This window comes from Janthinobacterium sp. 61, from assembly GCF_002846335.1.
Taxonomy (GTDB): Bacteria; Pseudomonadota; Gammaproteobacteria; order Burkholderiales; family Burkholderiaceae_D; genus Janthinobacterium.
The window spans coordinates 3,146,466-3,172,467 of sequence record NZ_PJMQ01000001.1 but is presented as its reverse complement, the minus strand read 5'-3'; the positions used below and the strand labels follow the sequence as shown (position 1 = coordinate 3,172,467).

Sequence of the window (26,002 nt, the reverse complement as noted above, 5' to 3'; positions counted from 1 at the left end):
AAGGGTTACTTGAGGAGCGAATTTTTTGCGAGGCGTTTCGAGATTTCCGAAATCAGCTGGCGCGCCAGGTTCAGTTTCGAGGCGCGCGGCAGCACGGTATGGCCATCTTCATCGAACAGGATAATGGTGTTGTCGTCCTGGCCAAACGTATTCTGGCCGATATTGCCGACCAGCAAAGGGATACCCTTTTTTTCGCGCTTGGTCGAGCCGAATTCCACCAGGTTTTCCGATTCGGCCGCAAAGCCCACACAGTAGGGATAGCCGGCCAGGTTGGTGCGTGCCGCTACAGTGGCCAAGATATCGGGATTTTGCGCAAACTTCAGTTCGGGCACGGAGCCGTCAGCCTGCTTTTTCATCTTCTGTTCGCTGGCGTTGGCCACGCGCCAGTCGGCCACGGCGGCGACGGCGACGAAGACATGCTGGCCGTCGACGTGGGCCAGCACCGCATCATGCATCTGCTGCGCGCTTTGCACATCGATGCGGCGCACGCCGAAAGGCGCGTCCAGGGCTGTGGGGCCGGAAATGAGCAGCACTTCGGCGCCCGCTTCGCGCGCCGCCCGCGCCACCGCATAGCCCATCTTGCCCGAGGACAGATTGGTGATGCCGCGCACAGGGTCGATGGCTTCAAAGGTGGGACCGGCCGTGACCAGCACGCGCTTGCCCGCCAGCACTTTCGGCTGGAAGGCGGCGATCAGCTCCGTCAAGAGCTGTTCCGGCTCCAGCATGCGGCCCAGGCCCGTTTCGCCGCACGCCTGTTCGCCAGCGGCCGGGCCGAACAGCTTGATGCCGTCGTCGCGCAGCTGCTGCACATTGCGCTGCGTGGCGGGGTTCTGCCACATCTCCACGTTCATCGCCGGCGCCACCAGCAAAGGCAGGTGGGAGGGACGTGCCAGGCACAGGGTCGACAGCAGGTCGTCGCACACGCCATGCGCCAGTTTGCGCAGAAAATCGGCCGAACACGGTGCGATCAGGATGGCATCCGCATGGCGCGTCAAATCGATATGCGCCATGTTGTTGTCGATGCGCGCATCCCACTGGCTCGTGTGCACGGGGTGGCCCGACAGGGCCTGCATCGTCACGGCCGTGATGAAATGGCTGGCCGCATCCGTCATCACCACCTGCACCGAGGCGCCTGCCTTGGTCAGGGCGCGGCACAGTTCCGCCGCCTTGTAGCAGGCGACGCCGCCCGAAAGTCCCAGGACGATTTTTTTGCCGGACAATTCCATGCCGTTCTCCTGCTTGTTTATTTGTTTACCCGGCGCAGTTCATCGATGATGAACAGGGCCGCGCCGATGCAGATGGCGCTGTCGGCGATATTGAAGGCGGGGAAGTGGCCCCAGCTTTTCCAGTGGAAGTCGAGGAAGTCGACCACATGGCCGTAGATCAGGCGGTCGATGGCGTTGCCCAGTGCGCCGCCAAGGATCAGCGCCAGGGCCCAGCAAAACATGCGCTGGCCGGCGTGCTTTTTCAGCAAATAAATGATGTAGATGGCCGCCGCGAGGGCGATGCCGGTGAAGAAATAGCGCTGCCAGCCACCCTGGTCGGACAGGAAGCTGAACGCGGCGCCCTTGTTATACGCGAGCACCAGGTTGAAATACGAGGTGATGACCATCTCTTGCGCATAGCGGAAAGTCTTCAGGATCGTGATCTTGGTGATCTGGTCGAACAGGATGACGATGGCGGCAATGCCCAGCCAGGGCACCAGCGACGAAGAGGATGACGATTTCGATGAAAAACGGTTTTTAGTGGCCATATTTTTCCAGGGAAGATAAAGCCGCCGCTACTCTTGCGGGCAGCGGCGGTGGGAAGCGGTGCGGGAGCGGGTAAGAATTCCCGCCCCGCACCGTTTTAAGCGAAGCGGCGAACCTCGCCCTTGCCAAACAGGTTGCTGACGCAGCGGCCGCACAGGGTGGCATGCGCGGCGTCCGTGCCCACGTCTGCGCGGTAATGCCAGCAGCGCTCGCACTTCTGCGCCGTCGACGCGGTCACGACCACCTCTTCGGCCGCTTCGTCGGCCACTTCGGCTACCGTTGCCTGCGAGGTGATGAAGACGAATTTCAAGTCGTCGCCCAGGGTGGTCAAGAGCTTGTACTTCATCGGCGCGGCCTTGATCGTCAGTTCCGCCTGCAGCGAGGAGCCGATGGCGCCCGAGGTGCGCAAGTCCTCCAGCTGTTTTGTGACGTCCGTGCGGACTGCGCGCAGGGCCGTGTATTTCTCCAGCAGGTCGGCGGCATCCGACACTTCCGGCAGTTGCCACCAGGTTTGCGTGAAGATGGTTTCATCGCTGGCAGCATACGCTTCGCTGCCGGCGAAGACGGCCCACGCTTCTTCGGCCGTGAACGACAGGGCCGGGGCCATCAGGCGCAGCAGGCTTTGCGTGATGTGCCACAGAGCCGTCTGCGCGGAGCGGCGCGCGTGCGACGTCAGGCCGGAGGTGTACAAACGGTCCTTCAGGATATCCAGGTAGAAGCCGCCCAGGTCTTCCGAACAGTACGTTTGCAGCTTCGACACCACCGGGTGGAACTCGTAGCGCGCGTAGTTGTTCTCGATCTGCGTTTGCAGCGAGGCCATGTTGGCCAGCGCATAGCGGTCGATCTCGAACATCTCCGCCGTCGGCACGGCGTCCGTGGCCGGATTGAAATCCGAGGTGTTCGCCAGCAGGAAACGCAGCGTGTTGCGGATGCGACGGTACGATTCGGTCACGCGCTTGAGGATCTCGTCGGAGATCGACAGTTCGCCCGTGTAGTCGGTCGAGGCGATCCACAGGCGCAGGATGTCCGCGCCCAGGGTGTCCGAGATTTTTTGCGGCGCCAGCGTGTTGCCCAGCGACTTGGACATCTTCTTGCCTTCGCCATCGACCGTGAAGCCGTGCGTCAACAGGGCCTTGTACGGCGGACGGCCATTCAGCATCGATGACACCAGCAGGGACGAGTGGAACCAGCCGCGATGCTGGTCCGAGCCTTCCAGGTACAGGTCGGCCGGGAATTGCAGCTGCGTCGAGTGCGAACCGTGGCCTTGCGGGCCGCCCAGCACCGTCTGGTGCGTGGCGCCGGAATCGAACCACACGTCCAGCGTGTCCTTGTTCTTGGCGTAGATAACCGCTTCGTCGCCGATCAGGTCTTGCAAGTCCAGCGCCTGCCATGCCTCGATGCCGTTCTTTTCGATCAGCTTGGCCACCTGCTCGAGCAATTCCGGCGTGCGCGGATGCAGGTCGCCCGTTTCCTTGTGCACGATGAAGGCCATTGGCACGCCCCACTGGCGTTGGCGCGACAAGGTCCAGTCAGGGCGGTTGGCGATCATGCCGTGCAGGCGCGCCTGGCCCCAGTCCGGGAAGAACTCGGTGTCGGCGATGCCTTTCAATGCCGTCTCGCGCAGGGTCGCTCCGCCGTCCTTCGGCGTCACGTCCATGCCGGCGAACCACTGCGACGTGGCGCGGTAGATGATCGGCGTCTTATGACGCCAGCAATGCATGTAGCTGTGGTCGAACATCTTCACTTCGAACAGCGCGCCCGCTTCGCGCAAGGCGTTGCAGATCGGTTTCGACGCTTCCCAGATGGTCATGCCGCCGAACAGGGGCAGGGTCGATGCGAACTTGCCGTCGCCCATGACGGGCTTGATGATGTCGTCGTCCTTCATGCCGTGCGCCTTGCACGAGATAAAGTCGTCCAGGCCATAGGCTGGCGCCGAGTGCACCACGCCGGTGCCGCTTTCCGTGGTCACGTATTCGGCCAGGTACAAAGGCGACAAGCGGTCATAGAAGGCGTCGCTGGCATGCAGCGGGTGGCGGAAGCTGATGCCGGCCAGGGCCGCGCCGTCGCAGGTGGCGATCGTCGTGCCATCGAGCTTGAAGCGCGCCAGGCTGGCCACGACCAGGTCTTGCGCCAGGATCAGCAGCAGCGGCTGGCCATCGCGCTCGGTCTTCACCAGCGCATATTTCACTTCCGGGTGCACGTTGAGCGCCTGGTTCGACGGGATGGTCCACGGCGTGGTGGTCCAGATGACGATGAAACCGTTATCCGTCGGCAGGGAAGGCAGGCCGAAGGCGGCCGCCAGCTTTTCCGGCTCGGCGAATTTGAACCCGACGTCGATGGCGGGATCGCGCTTTTCCGCGTACTCCACTTCCGCCTCGGCCAGCGCCGACTGGCAGTCGAAGCACCAGTTGACGGGTTTCAGGCCGCGGTAGACATAGCCTTTTTCCAGCAGCTTGCCCAGCGCGCGCAATTCGTCGGCTTCATTGCCGTGTGCCATGGTCAGATACGGGTTGTCCCACTCGCCCAGCACGCCCAGGCGGATGAAATCCTTCTTCTGGCGTTCGACCTGCACATTCGCATAGGCGCGGGCCTTTTCCAATACTTCGGCCGTCGGCAGGTTCTTGCCGTGCAGTTTTTCGATCTGGATCTCGATGGGCATGCCGTGGCAATCCCAGCCAGGTACATACGGCGCATCGAAGCCGGCGAGCGAGCGCGACTTGACGACCATGTCCTTCAGGATCTTGTTGACGGCGTGGCCCAGGTGGATGTCGCCATTCGCGTACGGCGGACCGTCATGCAGGATGAATTTCGGACGGCCGGCGGCAGCCTTGCGCACGCGCTCGTAAATCTTCTTGTCTTGCCATTGCTGTACCCATTGCGGCTCGCGCTTGGCCATGTCGCCGCGCATCGGGAACGGGGTTTCCGTCATGTTGACCGGGTATTTGCTTTCAGGCTTTTTGTTCTGCTTGGGCGTGGCTGGCTTGTTTTGATCGGACATAATCTTCTTTAATGGTATGGAGTATATTTTTGCAGCGGGTTTGCGGCGACAGGCGCCGCCAGGCGGCGGAGTTGGCCGGCGTCAAATTCGGTCGGTGGCGGTAATGGCGCCGCTGCGCTTCTCAAAATAGGCGCGCGCCTGGTTCGAGTCCCGCTCGATGGCGGCCGTCAGGGTGGGCAAGTCGTCATACTTTTCTTCGTCGCGCAGCTTTTCCAAAAACTCCACGCGTACCAGCTTGCCGTAGCAGGATAGATTGAAGTTAAACAGATGCACTTCCAGCAAGACGCGGCCGCTGTCGTCGACGGTAGGGCGCACGCCCAGGCTGGCCACGGCCGGCAGCGGCAGCGGCCCCAGGCCGTGCACTTGGACGATGAAGATGCCGGACAGGGCGGGACGGTGCGCCACGCGCAGGTTCAAGGTGGGGAAGCCCAGGGTACGGCCCAGCTTCTGGCCGTGGATGACGTGGCCGGAAATGGCGTACGGGTGGCCCAGCAACTGCGTGGCAAGGGGGAAATCACCGGCGGCCAGGGCCAGGCGCACGGCGGACGACGAGATGCGCGTGCTGCCATTCATCACCGTCGGCAAAGTTTCCACATGGAAACCGTATTCGCGGCCCGCTTCCTGCAGCATGGCGACGTCGCCGGCGCGTCGGGCGCCATAGCAGAAATCGTCGCCAACCATCAGCCATTTCACATGCAAGCCGCTGACGAGGACTTTTTCCGTGAATTCCTGCGGCGTCAAGGCGGCGAATTGCGCGCTGAAGTGCTCGACGACGACTCTGTCTATGCCGGCGTCGTCCAGCGATTGCAGCTTGTCGCGCAGGTTGGCGATGCGCTGCGGCGCCTTCGACAGGTCGCCCGCGCGCTGCGCGAAGAATTCACGCGGGTGCGGTTCGAACGTCATCACGGCCGCTTCAATGCCGAGTTCGGTCGCCGCGCCGCGCACGCGCGCCAGCAAGGCTTGATGGCCGATGTGGACACCGTCAAAATTGCCGATGGTCAGAGCGCAAGGCGCTCGTGCCTGGGCATTGGGAAGTCCGCGGAATACCTTCATAGGAATCTGATGAAAAACTGTGCCAAAAGGGGGATTATACGGACTGTTTCGGGGATGCACACCCGGCAGGGTGGGCACAGGGGTAATTTCCCTGCTGAAATGATAAAAAGCGTTGCCGGCGGGTGTGCTGGCAACGCTTTAGTATTGATTCAATACACTTTCAACGTCGAACCCAAGCGTAGCGAGCGGCAGTGATTTGTGGCCGAGAAGCGCAACCGTACCGTAGTACGGTGAGCATCACAGGCCGCAAAGCGCGACGCGCAGTAGCTTGGGTTCGATGTCAATTACTTGTTCATTAAAGTCCAGTAACGGGCCAGGTCAGCCGCGCCATCCGTGCCCTTGACGGCCTTGAATGCCGTCGTTGCATTGGACTTCTTGCCGGCGTGCATGTAAGCAATGCCCAGATGCAGCTTGCCTTCTTCCGCGTACTTGGCGGTGCCCATTTTCACGGCGTCATTCATCAGCCCCAGACCCTTGTCGGTCTGGCCATCGTAGACCAGGGCAAAGCCCAGCTTGTTCAAGCTGTCAGCGTCCTTGTTCTTGACGTATTCCGCTTCCGACTTGGCGGCGCTGGCCTTCAGGTCAGCCTGGGTTTTCAGGGCCAGGTCTTTCAGGCGCTGGTGACGGGCTGCATCGGTGCCGGTACCCAGCACGCCTTTTTTGTAGCCCTGGTCGATGATGGCCAAAGCTTCGCCAGGATTGCCTGCTTGCAGGGCCAGCTGGCTGATTTCCATGTATTCGGACGGCTTGGTGAACAGGCCGTTGGCCAGGCGCAGGCGCTGGACATCCAGGCCCAGGCGCTGCGAGAAGCCAGGTTTGCCCGAGACGCGGTTCAGCAGGTCAGCCCAGTAGCTGGTCTTTGGATAGCTGGCGGCCAGTTTTTCCAGGGTGGCCACATAGCCGCCCTTGTCGTTTTGCTTCATCTGGATGTTGGCCAGCATTTGCAGGCTCGCTTCCGAGTTGCCGCCGCGCGCTTGCAGTTCCTTGGCCGCTTCGGCGTAGTTGCCGCTGACGTAGTAGGTCTGGATCAGCAATTCGCGCATCTGCGCATCGTCGCGGTCTTTCAGCGAGCGTTTGATCCAGGTAATGGTATTTGGCCAGTCCTTGGCGCGGTAGTACATGCCTGCCAGCGCTTGCGTGAATTTGGGGGCTTCGGCGGCGCTCAGGCGGCCGGAATTGATGACGGCTTCGAAAGCCTTGATGGCGGTGCCGTTATCGCCGGCGGCAGCTGCGGCCGAGGCGCGCACGCGCTCGATCTGGTAGCTTTCAAAGGCGGTCTTGCCGCCGACGCTGTCGGCATCGCGCAGCTTGGCCAGTGCTTCCTTGTTTTTGCCGCTGCTAGCGAGTTTTTGCGCTTCTTGCAGTGGCTTGCCCACTTCGGCACGCACGGTGTCCGCGGCGTATGCCAGCGAGCCCAGGCCGATTACGGGAGTTGCTGCGGTAAAACCGATAGCGGCCATGACGAGGCCGAGATGAGCGAGACGAAACTTGGACATGAGAAAGTCTTTCAGTAAAAAGCGAATAGGCAGGAAGTCCTGCCTATTCGGATGTAAAGATAACCTGATTGCTACAGCTTACTGGAATTGCTCGTTGCCGACCAGACCGATTTTGGTCACGCCCAGACGCTGTGCCGACGCCATCACACCGGCGACGACTTTGTATTCCACCAGCTTGTTAGGACGCAGATGCACTTCTGGCTGGTCTGCTTGCGCAGCAACGTTGCTCAGCTTGGCTTCCAGCGTATTACGATCAGGTACTACCTGATTGTCCCACAAGATAGTGCCATCAAAATCGACATCGATCGTGACGACCACTGGTTCGGTTGTCGGTGGCGGCGGGGTGCCGACCGGCATGTTCAGGTTCACCGAGTGGTTTTGCTTAGGAATCGTGATGATCAACATGATAATCAGCACCAGCATCACGTCGATGAGGGGCGTCATGTTCAGTTCCATCATTGGTTCCGGATCCGCGCCTGCTGCGCTTCCCGAACCGACATTCATACTCATAGTGTTTCCTTTAAGAAGTCCAACGAAGCACCGGGCGAAACTGCCGCCCGGTCAGCTTCCGGCAGTGGCATCCCCATGTTGCCGGGACGCCGCTGCCAGCCGCTATCAGCCCTTGTCAGGCGGTTCGGTGATGAAGCCGACCTTCTGGATCCCGGCACGTTGGGTCGTGTAAATAACCCGGCCGATCGATTCGTAGCGTGCTTCTTGGTCGCCACGAACGTGTACTTCCGGCTGCGGTACTTTCACTGCTTCAACTTTAAGATAATCGAACAGTTCGTTCGTGTCTTTCAGTCTGGTCTGGCCCAGGTAAATCTCGCCGTCCTTGTTAACAACGATGTTAACGTTCTCTGGCTTGGTTTGCAGGGCTTGATTGGCCTCAATCGGCAGATCGATTTTCTGCAGCTTGAGGACAACTGGACTTGTAATCAAGAAAATGATCAGCAAAACCAACATGATGTCGACGAGCGGCGTCGTGTTGATTTCTGACATTACTTGATCTTCATCTCCGCTGTCGGAGCCGACGGACATCGACATGATTCTTATCCGATCTTTTTAGCGCCGGCAGCACGGCCAGCTTCGCTGGTCGACATTACGCCGGAAACCAGAACCGAGTGAACGTCGGCGCTGAACGAGCGGATGTCTTCCATTGCGGATTTGTTACGACGAACCAGCCAGTTGTAACCCAGAACGGCAGGAACGGCGACCAGCAGACCGAAAGCGGTCATGATCAGTGCTTCACCAACTGGACCTGCAACTTTATCGATCGATGCGTTACCGGTCATGCCGATAGCGGTCAGCGCGCCGTAAATACCCCAAACGGTACCGAACAGACCGATAAACGGTGCGGTCGAACCAACGGTTGCCAGGAACGACAGGCCATCTTGCAGACGCGACTGAACTTTGTCCGAAGCGCGCTGGATCGACATCGTCACCCAGGTCGACAGATCGATTTGTTCCAGCAGGGCGCCGTCATGGTGTGCGGTTGCCTTGGTGCCCGATTCAGCGATGAAGCGGAATGGCGAGCCATCGCTCAAGGTTGCCGAACCAGCAGCGATCGAAGGAGCTTTCCAGAATTTGGAAGCGGCTTCTTTAGCTTGCTTGAAGATCTTCATTTGATCCAGCAGCTTGGTGATGATGATGTACCAGCTGCCGATCGACATGATGGACAGGATGATCAGGGTAGCGCGTGGCACGAAGCCGCCGTCCCATACTGCGGACAGGCCGAACGGGTTGTGCACTTCTTCGGTTTTGGCTGGAGCGGCTGCGTCAGCGGCTGGAGCTGCTGCGTCTGCTGCTGGAGCTGCTGCATCTGCGGCAACTGGTGCTGGTGCAGCGTCTGCCGCAGGAGCCGAAGCGGCAGCCGATGCTGGCGCGTCAGCGAATGCCGGTGCTGCTACCAGAGCGGTAGTGGCGGTGACGGACAACAGAACCGCGGCAAAAAATGCGGACAAACGGGTATTCTTAAACATGCTTCCTCCAAAATTAAAAATAACAGATCGCTGAACGTAATGACAACGAAATCATAGTGTGAGACAGGGGATAACTGTCTCGGGTTTTAATCCAGCGACCAAACGTATTGCATTTGCTGCCAGCCTTGTTCCGGCTTGCCGTCAACTGTTGCCGGCTTAAATGTACAGCGGCTGATACCTTGCACTGCAGCTTTGTCCAGGTCTCTGAAGCCGCTGGACTTCACGATCTTCGAATCAGCGACCTTGCCGTCTACACCGATCAGGAACGACAGTGTCACCACACCGGTTTCCTCATTGCGCTGCGACGACTTTGGATAAGCCGGTTTTTCGCAGACACTGAAGTCAACCACGGCCGGTGTGCGCACCGATTTGGCTGGTCCAGGAGTTGGCGAAGGCTGTGCAGGCGGTGCTGGCGGTGCCAATACATTCGTGGCGGGCTTCACGGCAGTCGCATTTGCAATCACGTTCTGCTGTGGTGGCGGCTGCTGCACGTTCACCTCGACTGGCGGAATGAATGGCGGCGGTGGCGCCTTCATTTCTGGCGGCGGTGGTGGCGGTGGAAGATCCTTCGGTGGAGGCGGTTTGACTTCCTCGATAATCTTGGTTTCAACCGGTTCCATCATTTTGGTAACTAACCGCTTGCCCAAGCCCGTCGCGATCCCGTAAGCCGCGAGAACGTGCAGCAGGACAACGACAGTTATGCCTGTGTAGTTCTTGGGACTTTTCTCGTTCGAAAAATTCATGCCTGCTTTCTCCAAATACCATCTCTTGTCTTGCAACTGAACCCCAAAATGACGACACAAAGCTCCAGCCGTATCCGGGACGTCGCCGAATTATACATACGAATTCTTTATTTTACACAGATTTTTAACGCCTAAAACCGGTTAAATTTTTGGCGCTTTTGCGCCCTGAAAACGTACTTGCTTATGTCATCTTTGCACGCTTTCGGACATAAAAAAAGGCGGTCTTATCGGTTTTTTACAGCCGTTTTGGGCTACCACTGCTAAGTTCTCCGATGTGCCCATATGGCGGAATTATATTTCGTGATATTCAATATGGAAACCGCTAAATTTGGAGGAAAATCTTTCCTTTTGGAAATGTTTTGCCTCGGAACCAGACCACTTAGCCGTGCGCGCGCACCAATCGGGTGCGAAAGGTGCTTAATCCAGGTCAAAAAAGGAGGTCCTGGCGGCTGTTTCGACGTCGCCAGGCCATACGGAATTCCTATGGTGGCATAGGATGCGCTTATGTTCTTGCTAAAATAATTATCAAGAATGTCACTTATGGCCGTGCCGGCGCATCGTCGCGCCGATTGCGCTTCTCGCGCCGGCAATTCAGAGTACCGAGGACAACGCCCTGCGGATCGAGTGTATCGAGGTGCACGTCGAAGCCCCATAGCCGTGCCACGTGTTTGAGCACTTCGGCTGCCTGCTGGTTCAGCGGGCGGCGCTGGAATTGCGTGTGACGCAGGGTCAGTGCGCGGTCGTCGCGCGTATTGACGGACCAGACCTGGATATTCGGCTCGCGGTTGCCCAGGTTGTACTGCTCGGCCAACTGTTGGCGCACGTAGCGGTAGCCGGCATCGTCATGGATGGCGGAAATGGCCAGTTTTTCATTCTTGTCGTCGTCGAGCACGGCAAAGAAATGGAATTCGCGGATCAGCTGCGGCGACAAATACTGGGCAATGAAGCTTTCATCCTTGAAATTGCGCATGGCAAAGTCCAGGCTCTTGCGCCAGTCGGTGCCGGCCATGTCGGGGAACCAGGCCCGGTCTTCCTCGGTCGGATGCTCGCAGATGCGGCGGATGTCGCTCATCATGGCAAAACCCAGCGCATACGGATTGATGCCGTTGTAATAGGGGCTGTCGATGGGCGGCTGATAGACCACGTTGGTATGGCTTTTCAGAAATTCCATCATGAAGCCGTCGCCCACCACGCCTTCGTCGTAGAGCTGGTTCAATATGGTGTAGTGCCAGAAGGTGGCCCAACCCTCGTTCATCACCTGGGTTTGCCGCTGCGGATAGAAATACTGGGAAATCTTGCGCACGATGCGCACCATCTCGCGCTGCCATGGTTCCAGCAGCGGCGCGTACTTCTCTATAAAGTACAGCAGGTTTTCCTCAGGTTCGGGCGGAAAGCGGGGACTGGCTTTGCGCTGGTCGTCCTCGTCCTCGTCCTCGTCACGCCGGGGCAGGGTGCGCCACAGCTGGTTGATCTGCGACTGCACATAGGCTTCACGCTCTTTCTGACGCGCATATTCCTTCGCCATCGACAGTTTCGCCGGGCGCTTGTAGCGGTCCACGCCATAATTCTGGATGGCGTGGCAAGAGTCGAGCAGCAATTCCACCGCATCGACGCCATGGCGCTGCTCGCATTCGGCGATGTAATTCTTGGCAAACACCATATAGTCAATGATGGCGTCGGCATCCGTCCAGGCGCGGAACAGATAGTTGCCTTTAAAGAAGGAGTTGTGGCCGTAGGCCGCATGCGCGATCACCAGCGATTGCATGGTCAGGCTGTTTTCCTCCATTAAATAGGCGATGCACGGGTTTGAGTTGATGACGATCTCGTAGGCCAGGCCCATCTGCCCGCGCTTGTAGCTTTTCTCGGTCGATAAAAAATGCTTGCCGAACGACCAGTGGTTATAGGAAACGGGCATGCCCACCGAGGTGTAGGCATCCATCATTTGCTCCGCCGTGATGATTTCCAGCTGGTTCGGATAGGTGTCCAGGCCAAACTGCTTCGCCACGCGGCGGATTTCCTCGTGGATTTGCTCGATCAGTTCGAACGTCCATTCCGACTGCTCGGGCAGGGCATTCGGGTGGCGCAGGCGCACGAACGGTTCGCCCGGGGTGTTGCTGGCGCGGTCAAAGGCTGCACTCATCATTTCACCTGTTTCTTGAACAGTTCGCGGAAGACCGGGTAGATATCGGCCGGCGTGACGATCTTTTGCATGGCGAAATGGGCGTGATGGTCGAGCACGCCCGCATATTGCTCCCACAGGTTTTGCTGCGGGCCATCGGTGATTTCGACATAGGTGTAGTACTGCACCTTGGGCATGATGGTATTGATCAGCAACTGCCGGCACAGCACGGAATCGTTGTCCCAGTTATCGCCGTCGGACGCCTGCGCAACATAGCTGTTCCATTGTCCCGCGCCATAGCGCTCGTCGATGATGGTATTGAGCAAGTGCAGGGCCGAAGACACCACGGTGCCGCCGGACTCGCGCGAATTGAAGAATTCATGCTCGTCCACTTCCGCCGCCGCCGTATGGTGGCGGATGAAGACCACCTCGATCTTGTCGTAGGCGCGCTTGAGGAACAGATACAAGAGGATGAAGAAGCGCTTGGCCGTGTCCTTGCGCGACTCGTCCATGGAACCGGAGACGTCCATGATGCAGAACATCACCGCTTGCGTCATCGGCTTGGGCACCTTGATGCGATTGCTGTAGCGCAAGTCGAACGGGTCGATGAAGGGAATCGCCAGCAGGCGCGTGTGGATGTGGTGGATCTGGCGACGCAGTTCCTGCACCAGTATGTCGTCCTCGGGCACGCCTTCCAGCAGCAGGGTCGCCAGGTCTTCCTCGGCCTGCGCCAATTGCTTGCGGGCGCCGCCGCCCACGGCGATGCGACGTCCCAGCGCGCCGCGCAGGGAGCGCAGCACATGGATGTTCGATGGCGTGCCCGACATATTGTAGCCGGCGCGCTGGTTCTTGAATTCCGTGGTGGCCGTCAACTGGGTTTTCACCATGTGCGGCAATTCCAGGTCCTCGAAGAAATAATTCATGAACTCTTCGCGCGACAATTCGAAGATGAAGTCGTCTTCCGTCGTCTCGTCGCTATTGCCCGCCTTGCCCCGTCCGCCGCCACCGCCTTTCGGCCGGGCAATCTGGTCGCCCTTCAGGTATTCCTTGTTGCCGGGATTGACCACTTCCCATACGCCGCCATGCGCGTGGCCGAACGACGGTTCGCCCACATCCTTGACGGGGATGCTGACTTTCTCGCCATTCTCGACGTCCGTGATCGAGCGCCCCTTGATGGCGCGCCCCACGGCATCCTTGATCTGGCCCTTGTAGCGCCGCAGGAAACGCTCGCGGTTGACGGCGGATTTATTCTTGCTTTGCAAGCGCCTGTCGATGAGGTATGTCAAAGGGTGCCTCCTTGCCTCTCGTCTTGCGCGCCCCGCCAGTCACCGGGCGGGAGCGCGCCTTTGCTGTCCGCGCTATGACGACTTGCGTACGCGCAAGTACCATTCGCATAACAGGCGTACCTGCTTGGCCGTATAGCCTTTTTCCACCATGCGGGCCACGAAGTCGGCGTGCTTGTTGGCGTCGTCGGCACTGGCCTTGGCATTGAAGGAAATCACGGGCAGCAATTCCTCCGTATTCGAGAACATTTTCTTTTCGATCACGGTGCGGAACTTTTCATAACTGGTCCAGGCGGGATTCTTGCCGCCGTTCGACGCCCGCGCGCGCAGCCCGAAGTTCACAATTTCATTGCGGAAATCCTTCGGATTGGAAATGCCCGCCGGCTTCTCGATCTTCTCGAGTTCATTGTTCAGCGATTCGCGGTCGAAGCTTTCGCCCGTGTCAGGATCGCGGTATTCCTGGTCCTGTATCCAGAAATCGGCAAACGTCACATAGCGGTCGAAAATGTTCTGACCGTATTCCGAATAGCTTTCCAGGTAAGCCGTCTGGATCTCCTTGCCGATGAATTCCACATAGCGCTGCGCCAGGTGCTCTTTAATATAGGAGAAGTAGCGCTGTTCGAGTTCCGGCGCGAACTGCTCGCGCTCGACCTGCTGCTCCAGCACATAGAGTAGGTGCACGGGATTGGCGGCCACTTCGGAATTGTCAAAGTTGAACACTTTGGACAGGATCTTGAAGGCAAAGCGCGTCGACAGCCCGTTCATGCCCTCGTCCACGCCCGCGTAATCCACGTATTCATGCATGGACTTGGCTTTCGGGTCCGTATCCTTGAGGTTTTCGCCATCGTAGACGAGCATCTTCGAGAAAATGCTGGAGTTTTCCGGGTCTTTCAGGCGCGACAGGATGGCGAACTGCGCCATCATGCGCAGGGTGCCGGGCGCACACGGGGCCTTGACCAGCGAGGAGTTGGCCACCAGCTTGTCGTAGATCTTGATTTCATCGGTCACGCGCAGGCAGTACGGCACCTTGACGATATAGATACGGTCAAGGAAGGCCTCGTTGTTGCGGTTGTTTTTAAAGGTCTTCCATTCCGACTCATTCGAGTGGGCCAGGATGATGCCGTCGAACGGAATCGCGCCGAAACCTTCCGTACCCTTGTAATTGCCTTCCTGCGTGGCCGTCAGCAAGGGGTGCAAGACCTTGATGGGGGCCTTGAACATTTCCACGAATTCCATCAGGCCCTGGTTGGCCAGGCACAGGCCGCCCGAATAGCTGTAGGCGTCCGGATCGTCTTGTGCGTAGTCTTCCAGCTTGCGGATGTCGACCTTGCCCACGAGCGAGGAAATATCCTGGTTGTTCTCGTCGCCCGGCTCCGTTTTCGAGATGGCGATCTGCTTCAGCACGGACGGATAGCGTTTGACGACGCGGAACTGGTTGATGTCGCCATTGTATTCATGCAGGCGCTTGACGGCCCACGGACTGGGGATGTTGCGCAGGTAGCGGCGCGGTATGCCGTAATCCTCTTCCAGGATGGTGCCGTCCTCTTCCTCGTTGAACAGGCCCAGCGGCGATTCGTTGACGGGCGAGCCTTTCAGGCAATAGAAAGGCACGTGTTCCATCAGCGACTTGAGTTTTTCCGCGATGGACGACTTGCCGCCGCCGACAGGCCCCAGCAGATACAGGATCTGCTTGCGTTCTTCCAGTCCTTGCGCTGCGTGGCGGAAATACGAGACGACTTGCTCGATCACTTCCTCGGTGCCGTAGAACTCGCGGAAGGCGGGATAGATCTTGATGACCTTGTTGGCGAAGATGCGCGACAAGCGCGTGTCGTTGCGCGTGTCGACCAGTTGCGGCTCGCCGATGGCGGCCAGCATGCGTTCGGGTGCGCTGGCATACGTCAGCTTGTCCTTCTTGCACAGGGCCAGGTATTCGGTGAGCGACATTTCCTCTTCACGGGTGCGCTCGTAGCGTGCTGCATAGTTATCAAAAATGGTCATGTCAATGTCCTTTAATGTAAACCTGAACTGCCAGTCACCATGGCCGCCCGCCTGGCACTCGCCTGGGCTTGCCGTCTGAACTTTTCCTGTACCCCGTACCGATTTTTATTGTTGTTTCAAGCCCGGCTGTCTTTGCGAGTCCGGATTGCCCGGACCAAAAAACTGGCGCTTGATGCCGTACGCTGACGTGGCCAGCCGGCTTTTTTTTCACTGTTGATAGCGCTTGTTGCACCTACCTTTACCCCATGAAATTAATTATTGCTCTAAAGGATCAGGAAGTCAAAAGATATGTCAGCATATCCTTAATACTTGGTTGTAAGTTTTTGATTTAATTAAATAAATCAACAAATTTTTGATCCATTTCAATGCGCCTTTTTGTACCTTTTAAATCATCATACGACAATTCGCCAGCGCGTGCCGGTGCGGGCCATGGCGCCGCACCCGCCAGCGCCGTGGCGGCCGGGCGCCGGTGAGGCCGGCCATCTTGCGCTAAGATGCCTGCATGTCTGATGGCCCTGCGCACCGCGCGTGTGCGTGCCAGCACTTTTATCGTCACCCTATAAGGAACACCCATGATGAACCCCCAATTGCGCGCGATCGTCCGCGGCATGCCGAAGGCCGAGCTGCATATCCATATCGAAGGTTCGCTGGAACCCGAACTGATTTTCGCACTGGCCGAGCGCAATGGCGTACCGCTGGGCTATGAATCGGTGGAACACTTGCGCAGCGCCTATGCCTTTACGGATTTGCAGTCTTTTCTCGACATCTATTATGCTGGCGCAAGCGTGCTCTTGAAAGAGCAGGATTTCTATGACATGACGCAAGCCTACCTGCGCCGCGCCGAAGCCGATAACGTCTTGCACACGGAAATCTTCTTCGACCCGCAAACGCATACGGCGCGCGGCGTGGCGATGGCTGATGTTATTAATGGCATACACCGCGCCTGCCAGGACAGCCCTGTCAGCGCGACCTTGATCCTGTGTTTCCTGCGCCACCTGAGCGAGGATGAAGCATTTGACACCCTGACAGACGCCTTGCCGCACCGCGACAAATTCATCGGCATTGGCCTCGATTCCTCGGAAGTGGGCAACCCGCCCGAGAAATTCTCGCGCGTGTTTGCCCGTTGCCGCGAGCTGGGCCTGCACCTGGTGGCCCATGCGGGCGAAGAAGGCCCGCCAGCCTACATCCGCACGGCGCTCGATGATTTGCAGGTTGAACGCATCGACCATGGCGTGCGCTGCCTGGAAGACGCGGAACTGACGGCCCGCCTGGCGCGCGAACAGATCGCCCTGACCGTCTGCCCCTTGTCGAACACCAAGCTGCGCGTGTTTGACCAGATGCATGACCATAACCTGGTGCAATTGCTCGACGCGGGCCTGCTGGTGACGGTCAACTCGGACGATCCCGCCTATTTCGGCGGCTACATGAACGACAACTTCGACGCCATTTTCGATGCCTTGCCGCTGGGCCTGTCCCATGCGCAGCGCCTGGCGCGCAACGGTTTCATCGCCGCCTTCCTGCCGCAGGCGCAAAAAGATGCCTTCCTCGCTACCGTCGATGCGTATTTCGCGCAGCACGCGGCCGCCTATGGCATCGCGCAATAACGCATCACAATCAATTCGCATAAAGACCCGCCGCCCATGCTCCGCCTCTCCCTGAAAATGACCGGCCGCGACTGGCGCGCCGGGCAATTGCGTTTCCTGCTCGTCGCCCTGATCGTGGCCGTGGCGGCCCTGTCGGCCGTGGGCTTCTTTGTCGACCGCCTGCGCGCGGGCCTGAACCGCGACGCGCACCAGCTGCTGGGGGCCGACCTGGTCATCAGCGCCGACCAGCCCGTCAATGCCGTTTGGCGCGCCGAAGCCGTCAAGCGCGGTTTTACCCTGGCCGATACGGTGACCTTCCCCAGCATGGCGCAGGCGGGCGAGGGCGAGCAATCGCTGTCGCAGCTGGCGTCCATCAAGGCAGTCTCGCCCGGCTACCCGCAGCGGGGCAAGCTGAAAATCACGACCAAACTGAGCGAGGCGCAGGATGCCGTGGGCCAGCCAACCAGCCAGGTGCCGGCACCGGGCACCCTGTGGGTCGATGCGGCGATCCTGGCCAGCCTGAATGCCAGGCTGGGCGACACCCTGACACTGGGCGACAAGGCATTTACGGTGACGCAACTGATCGCCAGCGAACCGGACCGCGGTGCCTCCTTCCTCAATTTCGCCCCCCGGGTGATGCTGCCCTTGAGCGACCTGGCTGCCACGGCGCTGGTGCAGAACGGCTCGCGCGTATCGTACCGCTTGCTGCTGTCGGCGCCACCCGCCAAGGCGGCCGAGCTTGCGCAATATCAAGCCTGGCTGGAAAGCCAGATCAAGACGCAGGCCATCAAGGGCGTGCGCATCGAATCGCTGGAATCGGGCAGCCCGCAGATGCAATCGACCCTGGACCGGGCCGACCGTTTCCTGTCGCTGGTCGGCTTGCTGTCGGCCATGCTGGCCGCCGTCGCCGTGGCGATGGCGGCACGCCGCTTCATGCTGCGTCACCTGGATGCCTGCGCCATGCTGCGCTGCCTGGGGCTGACGCAAAACCAGGTCACGGCCATGTACGTGATCGAATTCCTGCTCGTCGGCCTGGCCGGCAGCCTGATAGGCGTTGCCGTCGGTTTCGCTGGCCATCTGGTGCTGCTGGAATTGCTGGGCAAGCTGGTGCAGAGCGACTTGCCGCCCGTGTCCATGCTGCCCGCATTGCAGGGCGTGGCCACCGGCATGCTGTTGCTGCTGGGCTTTGCCCTGCCGCCGATTTTGCAACTGCGCAATGTTCCCCATAACCGCGTCATTCGCCGTGAGCAGGAACCGCCGCAGGCGCTGGCCCTGGCGACCTATGGCCTGGGCATCGTCGCCTTCGTCGTGCTGCTCTTGTGGCAGGCGGGCGACGTGAAACTGGCGCTGCTGACGGCGGCCGGCTTCCTCGGCGGCTTCGCCCTGTTCGGTCTGGCCGGCTGGCTGGGCATCAAGTCGCTGAAAAGCCTGCGTGGCGCCTTCAAGCACCAAGGCTGGCGCTTTGCCGTCACGTCCTTGCAGCGCCGTCCGGGCGCCACCGTCATCCAGGTGGTGTCCCTGGCACTGGGCCTGATGGCCTTGCTGCTGCTGACGGTGGTGCGCGGCGACTTGATGGTGGCCTGGCGCAACGCTACGCCGCCCGATGCGCCGAACCGCTTCATGATCAATATCCTGCCGGAACAGAAAGACCCCATCGCCGCGCGCCTGGCGCAGGCCGGCGTGGCCAACGCACCTTTGTATCCGATGATACGGGGGCGCCTGGTGGCCGTGAATGGCAATACCATCACGGAAGCAACTTACGAGGATGACCGCGCCAAGGGCCTGGCTGACCGCGAATTCAACCTGTCGAGGATGCTCACCATGCAGGCAGAAAATAAGCTGGTGGCGGGCAAGTGGTTCGGCAATGCGCCCGGTGCGCCGGCCGAAGCGTCGGTGGAAGAGGGGATCGCCAAGACACTGAAGCTGAAACTGGGCGACAAGCTGCGCTTCGACATCGCCGGCCAGCCCGTGGAAGCGGCGATCACCAGCCTGCGCAAGCTGGAATGGGGCTCGATGCGCGTCAATTTCTTTGTCATTATCAACCCGGCCGCCATGGCGGACGCGCCGCAGACGTGGATCACGGCATTTCACTTGCCGCCCGCGCAGGCCGACCTGGGCAATGCCTTGCTGCGCGACTACCCGAACCTGACGGTGGTCGACGTGGGCGGCGTGCTGAAACAGATACAGGGCGTGCTGGACCAGGTGGTCACGGCTGTCGAATTTCTCTTCGCGTTCACTTTGGCCTCGGGCTTGCTGGTGCTGTATGCGGCCTTGATGGGGTCGCAGGACGAGCGCACGCGCGAAGCGGGCCTGCTGCGCGCGCTGGGTGCCACGCGGCGCCAGCTGGCGCAGGCGCAGCTGATCGAATTTTCCCTCGTGGGCGCGCTGGCCGGCTTGCTGGCGGCCACGGGCGCGGCCGCCATGGGCTGGGCCCTGGCCACATACCAGTTCAAGTTCGCCTGGAGCTTCGCGCCGGGCGTGTGGGCCTTTGGTTTACTGGCCGGCGCCCTGTGCGCCATCGCCGGCGGCTGGCTGGGCTTGCGCAATGTCTTGAAACATCCGCCGCTGCAAACGCTGCGCGAAAGCTAAGCGCCCACGCTCTCGCCCGCCTGGGCGCGTAAAAATTGCGCGTAGGACATGACCGGCTGCCCCAGCTGGTGCGGCGGCACGTCGAACAAGGCCCAGAAATACGTCACCTGGCCCAGGCAGATGGTGGGCGCGGCGCAGTAGCGGAACCAGTTTTCGCCGATGTGCGCCGCATACATGCCGTCGCTGTCGGCGTCGGAAAAGTACGGGATCACGCGCAGTTCCAGCAGGGCCAGCAGCAAGGACGCCGGTGCGTCGCTGTCGCGCGCCATTTCGTACTGCGTGTGCAAGCTGCGTTCCGTCTCGATGATCATCAGCTTGGCGTGGCCGTCGCGCGTGAAGAACAGGATGCCGCTGGGATTGGGAAAGATGTAAAACTCGACGTAGCCTTGGCGCTGGCACAGCTCGTACACGACGGCGGCCAAGGCTTCGTCTTGCAGGAAACTGTAGTCGTGGAGCAATAGCAAGTCGCGCACGGTGTCCGATTGCTGCAGGAAGAATTCGCGTTGCAGGGCATGGATTTCCTGTTCCAGGATGTCGAGCGCATCGTCGTCGCTCTTCTTGATGTAGCGGTCGATCAAGCCGCGGTTGAAGGCCGTCACGGCCACCTTCTCATCGGCCGCGCCCGTAAATAAAATCTTCTTGCACGGCAAGTCACGCACGGCCTGGCAGAATTCCAGGCCATTCATCTGCGGCATCGAATAATCGACTACCAGCACGGAGGGCACGGCAAAGCGCTGTGCCTGGCCGCTGATGCGCCAGATGCGTTCGAGATCGAGCGCCACATTGCACTGGTCGGGCGGCAGGTTTTGCGTGTCGAAATTGACGTGCAGCGGCGTCTCGCCCGGCTGCGTGCTGTGGCGCAGCCAGTGCAGCGCGCTGCTGGTGTCGCGGAAAGTCTTGCGCGCCAAGCCGGGATCGAGCTGGAACGCCAGGCTTTTCAGGAAGGAATCGCTGTCGTCTATCAATACGGTCAGGGTCGGATGGGTGTAGACGGGCAGTTGCATGCATCACCTTGCGGGAGAAGAGGGGCGGAAGCGGGCAGGCAGGGCTGGGGAAACTCCAGGATGAAAATCGCATACGCATGTTCGCGCGACACGCAGCGTATGTGCGCCTGCCAGGCGGTGACGATCTGCCGGCACAGTGCCAGGCCGATGCCGCTGCCGTTATGCACGGGATAGGAATAGAAACGCTCGAAGATCAGCGGCAGGCGATTCTTCGCGATACCGCAGCCCGTGTCGATGAACAGCAGCCTGGGCGTGGGGCGGGCGCCGTCGACGATGATGCGCACGCGGCCCTTGCCGGCCCGCTGGATGGCTTTCAGCGCATTTCTCAGCAGGTTCAGCAGGATCACCACGCACAGTTCGTCCTGGCCAGCAAACTGGAAGTCGGCGCGCACATCCACCGTGACGCTGACCCGCTGCAGCCTGCCGGTAAACGGGTAACGCTTGAGCACGGCGTTCACCATCGCCAGCATCGAGAGCGACTGGCTGGGCTGCAGGTTGCGGTTCACGGCACTGGCGCTCATCAGGAACAAATCGATCATGTGCTGCATGTGGCGCACTTCAAACTGGATGCGCGACAGGGCATCCTGCAGCGGCGGTATGGTGTCCGCCTGGCCGGCCAGCTGCGGCAGCAGCCGGCGCATGCCCCGCACATTCGCTTCCACGCTGGTCAGCGGCGTGCGCAGTTCGTGCGCCACGGAACCGAGCCCGGCCGCCATGCCCGCCAGGCGTTCCCGTTCCAGCACTTTGCTGCCCACTTTCACCACGGATAGCGCGGCGATGGTGAACCAGTGCACGGGCAATTGCTGCAGCACTTCACGCTGCAGCACGTAAGCGCCTTCCCCTTGCAGCACGACGGCCAGACAGGCGGCGCCCGTGCCGATCAGGTAGGCGCGGCAAGCCAGTCCCGTTTCGAAATGAAACAGCACTACCAGGCCGATCAGCAGCGATTGGCTCCAGATGGACGAGGCATGATTCATCAGAAACATGAAGGTAAAGAAGAAGGGCAGGATGTAGCTGAGCGCGAACAGCAGGTAGCGCGACAGCCAGCGGGCCGAGAAGCGGCGCGCAAACAGGCCCGCCACGCAGATGCCCACGCCCGTCAGGCGCAGGATCAGGTTTTCATAAGACTGTGGGAAAAAAAATTGCCATAGCAGGTAGTACAGCGGCATCGCCACCGTGCCCACGGCGGCCAGCATGGCGACTCTGCCCGCCAGGTTTTCATGGGGCACGCGCTCATGCAGCAGCGAATGGAGCAGGCGCCTGCGCCAGTGTGTCCATCGTCCTTGCCATTGCTGCGTCATGACTCTGCCCTGATCCTCTTCAGAACACGATCATCGCGTAAATTTTCCTGGTTGAACGGTTATCTCGCCGGACATTGATATACGTCAATGGATGGGTTAGCGACACGGTCAAGGTTTTAATTTGCAACAAACCTTTCCCCAGGAGAAAACTCATGACCATCGCTACCAGCTTGCACACCCCATCCTTCGGCCGCGCCGAACACCGCCTGCCAGACTACATCGCGCGGCGCATGGATGCGCATCACATCACGCGCATCGAAAAACTGCTGGGCGGCCAGCATCCCCATGCCTGGCAACCGACACCTGCCCATGCCATTTTTCTGGCGGGTAATGACTATCTTTCCATCGCCGCCGAACCCGCGCTGGTGGCGGCCCAGGTGGCTTCCCTGCAGGCGACCGCGGGCGGCATGCTGATGTCGGCCGTGTACTTGCAGGAAGGCAGCGAACAGCATCGGCTGGAAAGCCGCTTGGCCCGCTTCATGGGCTGCGAAGATGGCATCCTGGCGCAGTCCGGCATGGCCGCCAACGTGGGTTTGATCCAGTGCATCGCCGGCCCCGGCATCCCCGTCTACCTGGACATGCAGGCCCACGCCTCGCTGTGGGAAGGCGTGCTGTCGGCGCAAGCGCAGGCCGTCGCCTTCCTGCACAACGACATGGCGCACCTGCGGCGGCAAGTGGAAAAGCAGGGCCGCGGCGTGATTGTCGTCGACGCCCTCTACAGTACCAACGGCAGCCTGGCGCCGCTGCTGGAACTGCTCGATATCGCCGAGCGCAGCGACTGCGTGGTGGTGGTTGACGAGTCGCACTCGCTGGGCACGCATGGCCCGCAGGGCGCGGGCCTGGTGGAAGCCTGGGGCCTGGGCCACCGCGTGCATTTCCGCACAGCGTCGCTGGCCAAGGCGTTTGCGGGCCGGGCCGGTTTCATCAGCTGTTCCAGCCGCTTCAAGGGGTATTTTTTGTCCGAATCACGTCCCGCCATCTTCAGCTCCTGCCTGCTGGCCCACGAGCTGGCCTGGCTGGGCGCGGCGCTCGACTTCATCATGGCCGCCGACGCGCGCCGCGCCATTTTGCGGCGCCACACGGTGCAGGTGCGCGAGGGATTGAGCGCGCTCGGCTATAACGTCAGCGATGGCACGGAACAGATCGTGGCGCTGGAAGCGGGCGGCGAACCTGCCACCCTGGCGCTGCGCCAGGCGCTGGAACGGCACGGCATTTATGGCGCCATGTTTTGTGCCCCGGCGACGGCGAAGAACCGCGCCCTCGTGCGCCTGACCCTCAACGCGGGACTCGACGAGACGGGCATCGCACGGCTGCTGGCCGCTTGCGCGGCGGTTCGCGCCGAAGCAGGTGTGGAACACTGGCCGTCAACGCGGCGCCTGCGCAAGCTGGCGCTGGTGTAGGTCTGGTACGCGGGCCGGCGCCAGCCGTTGGGCAGCGTCAGCCGGCCAGTCTGCCCAGGACGGCGGACAGCGCTCCCAGCTGGTCTGCCGGTGCGTCCTGCAGCAATTCGCGGCCCACCGCATGCGCGGTGGCGCTGGCATGGTCCAGCAATTCCTGGCCGGCGGCAGTCAGCACGGCATAGCCGACGCGCGCGTCGCGCTGGTCCGCCTGGCGTGCTACCAGGCCGATTTTTTCCAGCGGCATCAGGGAGCGCGTGACGCCCGAGGCTGTCAGCGCCAGGCGCTCGGCCAGGTCGATGCGGCGCAGGCGCGCACCGGGTGCGCGCTGCAGCTGATACAGCAATTGATAATCGCTGAAGCTCAGGCCATGCAAATTACCCAGGGCGCTGTCGAAGCGGCGCACGATGAGTGCCTGGGCGCGCGCCAGGCGCAGGCAAAAGTCCAGCGCGCCATCGCTGTCCGGCGACGGGGGAGTGTGATCGTTCATGGCTGCCATTGTATTCGCTGCGAAGTGCTTGAGTGCGCAAGTGTAAAGCAATCGTGCTCAATACAGTGGCTGCCCCTGTTCCTGCCACAGTATACGGTGCAGTGCCAGCAGGGCGTCCAGTTCGGCGTCCGCATCGAAGGCGGGGTCGTCGGACGGCCTGACGGTGTCGATGATTTCGCAGGAAAAGGCCGCCGCGCCGTCGCGCCGCCAATCCGCCTGCAGCGCGGCATTGCGGTGCTTGCCCAGATTCAGCTCGAAACGGTGCCGGTTCAGCGAGCCGGGCGCGTTACGGCTGCATTCGAGCAAGGTCTGTCCGCTGGGCAGGTGCCGCAGGGCGATGATGCCCAGCGGCGGCGGCTGTTGCCGGTAGTGGGCTTTCAATGTTGCCTGTCGTGTCTTGTCCATATTGTATTTCTCCTGTCGTTTGTTTAAATCGTTTCTGGCCCGACGATGCGCGGGATGGCGCTGAAAAGTGCGGCTACCACGGCTGCCGCCAGCAGCAGGGCGCCGCCGCCGCAGAACAGCTCACCCACGCTCAGGTGGCGTAGCAGCGCCCCCGTGGCCGCTGCGGACAGCGGAGCCAGGCCCAGGAAGATGCCCATGAACAGGGCCATGGCCCGGCCCAGCATGGCGGGCGCCACGCGCCGCTGTATCCACGTAAAGATGGCGACCTGCAAGTAGCCGCCCAGCATGCCTGTGACGGCCAACAAGGCTGCGCCTTGCCAGGCTGTGCTGATTTGTCCCAGCGCCATCAACAGGCAGCCCACGATGGCGTCGAGGAGCAGCAAGGTGACGCCGAAACGCCGCTGCAGCCAGGCGCCGCCCAGGCTTGATGCCAGCATGCCGGCCAGTGTGCCGGCGCCGTGCGCGCCCATCAGCAGGCCCAGCGCTGCGGCACCGTGCAGGCGTTCGCTGGCCAGCACGGGCAAGGCCACCTGCAGCGGTCCCATGACGAAGAACGCCACCACCGCCCAGTAGGCATAGCAGCTGCGCAAGGGCATGTCGCGCCACACCATGGCCAGGCCCGACGCCGTGTCGCGCCAGATGCCCTGTGCCGCGCCGGCCGCTGCCAGTGGCCGCAGGCTGACTTGCCGCAAGGTCCAGGCGGAGAACAGAAACGTCAACGCATCGATGGCAAAGGCGGCAGCCAACGCCGCCATGCCGGTTTGCTGCGCGCCATCGTGAGCGCTGAGGACCAGCGCCGCCAGCAGGGGGCCGGCCAGCAAGGACAATTGGCGCGCGCCCATCTGCAAGCCATTAGCTTTTTGCAACGATTGCAGCGGCACAGCCTGCGGCAGAATGGCCGTGCCGGCCGGGATGCCGAAAGCGGACGCGATGCCCAGCGCTAACGCGGCCGCATACGCCAGCGCCAAGCTGGCGTGGTCAAGCAACAGTAGTGCTGCCAGCAACAGCAGGATGGCGGCGTTCGCATATTTGCTCAGCAGCATTACGCGTCGGGGTGAATAGCGGTCGGCGATGGTGCCGCCCAACAAAATGAACACGGCGCGCGGGGCGCCCATCATGGCCACGGCGATGCCCAGGCTGAGGCTATCGCCGGTCAGGCTCAGCACCAGCCAGGGCAGGGCAAGCATGCTGAACTGGTCGCCCAGCATGGAGACCAGGCCGCCGCCCAGCAGCCAGCGGAAGTTGCTATTGCGCAGCAAAGGAGACTCTGTCGTGGTTGGCATGGTCGGTATTGTCCGTGTTTAAAATTGGCATAGTAGTTGAGATAAGCTTGAGTGGTCAAGTATATTGCCATATATTGTGGCATTGGCAGCGTGGGCTGCGTGGGCCGGCGACGCTTGCGCTATCATGGCGGCCATGACTGATACCACTGCCCCTACCCTGTACGAGACCATCGGCGGCGCTACCGTGCTGCGTGAAATGGTCGACCGTTTTTACGACTTGATGGAACTGGAAGCCGAGTTCGCCGGCATCCGCGTCATGCATCCTCCCTCGACGGACGGCTCGCGCGACAAGCTGTATTTCTTCCTGACGGGCTGGATGGGCGGCCCGGACCTGTATATCGAGAAATTCGGCCACCCGCGCCTGCGCGCTCGCCACTTGCCCTACGCCATCGGCACCAGCGAGCGCGACCAGTGGCTGCGCGCCATGGCCTGGGCCATGGAAGACACGGGCATCGAAGAGTCCCTGCGCGTGCGCCTGATGGAATCGTTCTATCAGACAGCCGACTGGATGCGCAACAAACCTGACTGAT

22 protein-coding genes are annotated in these 26,002 nt (G+C 60.8%); 4 read left to right on the top strand and 18 right to left on the bottom strand.

The genetic code is table 11. The features are described 5' to 3' along the window. Positions 1-5 precede the first annotated feature (5 nt). The 13 genes from coaBC to CLU92_RS27495 form a co-directional block, all read right to left on the bottom strand. On the bottom strand, positions 6-1,226 hold the full coding sequence (gene coaBC, locus CLU92_RS14515; RefSeq protein WP_101482447.1) for a bifunctional phosphopantothenoylcysteine decarboxylase/phosphopantothenate--cysteine ligase CoaBC: 1,221 nt from the start codon (positions 1,224-1,226) through the stop codon (positions 6-8). Between the two features lie 17 nt (positions 1,227-1,243). After that, on the bottom strand, positions 1,244-1,753 hold the full coding sequence (gene lspA / locus CLU92_RS14510; RefSeq protein WP_101482446.1) for a signal peptidase II: 510 nt from the start codon (positions 1,751-1,753) through the stop codon (positions 1,244-1,246). Between the two features lie 95 nt (positions 1,754-1,848). Continuing rightward, positions 1,849-4,749, bottom strand: coding sequence for an isoleucine--tRNA ligase (gene ileS, locus CLU92_RS14505; protein ID WP_101482445.1), 2,901 nt, complete (start codon positions 4,747-4,749; stop codon positions 1,849-1,851). Positions 4,750-4,830: 81 nt separating this feature from the next. Further along, a complete protein-coding gene (locus tag CLU92_RS14500) occupies positions 4,831-5,802 on the bottom strand; it encodes a bifunctional riboflavin kinase/FAD synthetase (RefSeq protein WP_101482444.1) in 972 nt (323 codons plus the stop codon). Positions 5,803-6,086: 284 nt separating this feature from the next. Next, positions 6,087-7,298, bottom strand: coding sequence for a hypothetical protein (locus CLU92_RS14495; RefSeq protein ID WP_101482443.1), 1,212 nt, complete (start codon positions 7,296-7,298; stop codon positions 6,087-6,089). Positions 7,299-7,376: 78 nt separating this feature from the next. Beyond that, positions 7,377-7,808, bottom strand: coding sequence for a biopolymer transporter ExbD (locus CLU92_RS14490; protein WP_170840419.1), 432 nt, complete (start codon positions 7,806-7,808; stop codon positions 7,377-7,379). Positions 7,809-7,913: 105 nt separating this feature from the next. Beyond that, positions 7,914-8,342 (bottom strand): biopolymer transporter ExbD, encoded by a 429-nt coding sequence (locus CLU92_RS14485; RefSeq protein ID WP_101482442.1) that lies wholly within the window; start codon positions 8,340-8,342, stop codon positions 7,914-7,916. 5 nt (positions 8,343-8,347) lie between these two features. Continuing rightward, positions 8,348-9,277, bottom strand: coding sequence for a MotA/TolQ/ExbB proton channel family protein (locus CLU92_RS14480; protein ID WP_166674703.1), 930 nt, complete (start codon positions 9,275-9,277; stop codon positions 8,348-8,350). Between the two features lie 86 nt (positions 9,278-9,363). Further along, a complete protein-coding gene (locus tag CLU92_RS14475) occupies positions 9,364-10,020 on the bottom strand; it encodes an energy transducer TonB (RefSeq protein ID WP_101482440.1) in 657 nt (218 codons plus the stop codon). Positions 10,021-10,558: 538 nt separating this feature from the next. Further along, complete coding sequence (locus tag CLU92_RS14470; protein WP_101484692.1) at positions 10,559-12,160, bottom strand: SpoVR family protein; 1,602 nt, start codon at positions 12,158-12,160, stop codon at positions 10,559-10,561. Beyond that, positions 12,160-13,425: a YeaH/YhbH family protein gene (locus CLU92_RS14465; RefSeq protein WP_101482439.1), complete on the bottom strand. Its 1,266-nt coding sequence runs from the start codon at positions 13,423-13,425 to the stop codon at positions 12,160-12,162. Before CLU92_RS14465 ends, CLU92_RS14470 begins: the two co-directional genes overlap by 1 nt. A gap of 72 nt (positions 13,426-13,497) precedes the next feature. Next, complete coding sequence (locus CLU92_RS14460; RefSeq protein ID WP_101482438.1) at positions 13,498-15,420, bottom strand: PrkA family serine protein kinase; 1,923 nt, start codon at positions 15,418-15,420, stop codon at positions 13,498-13,500. A gap of 328 nt (positions 15,421-15,748) precedes the next feature. Further along, positions 15,749-15,994, bottom strand: a complete 246-nt coding sequence (locus tag CLU92_RS27495; protein WP_133989714.1) for a hypothetical protein — start codon at positions 15,992-15,994, stop codon at positions 15,749-15,751. Between CLU92_RS27495 and CLU92_RS14455 the strand changes: the two genes are divergently transcribed. Together CLU92_RS14455 and CLU92_RS14450 are read left to right on the top strand one after the other, a co-directional pair. Then, positions 15,993-17,024 carry an adenosine deaminase gene (locus CLU92_RS14455; RefSeq protein WP_101482437.1) on the top strand — a complete coding sequence of 344 codons (1,032 nt, stop codon included), beginning with the start codon at positions 15,993-15,995 and terminating at the stop codon, positions 17,022-17,024. The two genes, CLU92_RS27495 and CLU92_RS14455, sit on opposite strands and share 2 nt — an antisense overlap. 36 nt (positions 17,025-17,060) lie before the next feature. Continuing rightward, positions 17,061-19,592 carry an ABC transporter permease gene (locus CLU92_RS14450; protein ID WP_101482436.1) on the top strand — a complete coding sequence of 844 codons (2,532 nt, stop codon included), beginning with the start codon at positions 17,061-17,063 and terminating at the stop codon, positions 19,590-19,592. Here the strand turns inward: CLU92_RS14450 and CLU92_RS14445 are convergent. Together CLU92_RS14445 and CLU92_RS14440 are read right to left on the bottom strand one after the other, a co-directional pair. Then, a complete protein-coding gene (locus CLU92_RS14445; protein WP_101482435.1) occupies positions 19,589-20,596 on the bottom strand; it encodes a response regulator in 1,008 nt (335 codons plus the stop codon). The genes CLU92_RS14450 and CLU92_RS14445 overlap by 4 nt on opposite strands. Further along, positions 20,563-21,897 carry a HAMP domain-containing sensor histidine kinase gene (locus CLU92_RS14440; protein ID WP_101482434.1) on the bottom strand — a complete coding sequence of 445 codons (1,335 nt, stop codon included), beginning with the start codon at positions 21,895-21,897 and terminating at the stop codon, positions 20,563-20,565. Before CLU92_RS14440 ends, CLU92_RS14445 begins: the two co-directional genes overlap by 34 nt. 152 nt (positions 21,898-22,049) lie before the next feature. Here CLU92_RS14440 and cqsA point away from each other — a divergent pair, with 152 nt between their 5' ends. Beyond that, positions 22,050-23,297, top strand: a complete 1,248-nt coding sequence (gene cqsA, locus CLU92_RS14435) for an alpha-hydroxyketone-type quorum-sensing autoinducer synthase (RefSeq protein WP_101482433.1) — start codon at positions 22,050-22,052, stop codon at positions 23,295-23,297. 37 nt (positions 23,298-23,334) lie between these two features. Here cqsA and CLU92_RS14430 read toward each other — a convergent pair whose 3' ends face one another. The 3 genes from CLU92_RS14430 to CLU92_RS14420 are packed head-to-tail and all read right to left on the bottom strand — an operon-like array spanning position 23,335 to position 25,472. Beyond that, a complete protein-coding gene (locus CLU92_RS14430; protein WP_306821366.1) occupies positions 23,335-23,784 on the bottom strand; it encodes a MarR family winged helix-turn-helix transcriptional regulator in 450 nt (149 codons plus the stop codon). 57 nt (positions 23,785-23,841) lie between these two features. Beyond that, on the bottom strand, positions 23,842-24,189 hold the full coding sequence (locus CLU92_RS14425) for a GIY-YIG nuclease family protein (protein ID WP_143452609.1): 348 nt from the start codon (positions 24,187-24,189) through the stop codon (positions 23,842-23,844). A 23-nt stretch (positions 24,190-24,212) separates the two neighbouring features. Continuing rightward, positions 24,213-25,472, bottom strand: coding sequence for an MFS transporter (locus CLU92_RS14420; RefSeq protein WP_101482430.1), 1,260 nt, complete (start codon positions 25,470-25,472; stop codon positions 24,213-24,215). Between the two features lie 133 nt (positions 25,473-25,605). Here CLU92_RS14420 and CLU92_RS14415 point away from each other — a divergent pair, with 133 nt between their 5' ends. Beyond that, on the top strand, positions 25,606-26,001 hold the full coding sequence (locus tag CLU92_RS14415) for a group II truncated hemoglobin (RefSeq protein ID WP_101484691.1): 396 nt from the start codon (positions 25,606-25,608) through the stop codon (positions 25,999-26,001). Position 26,002: the final 1 nt, after the last annotated feature.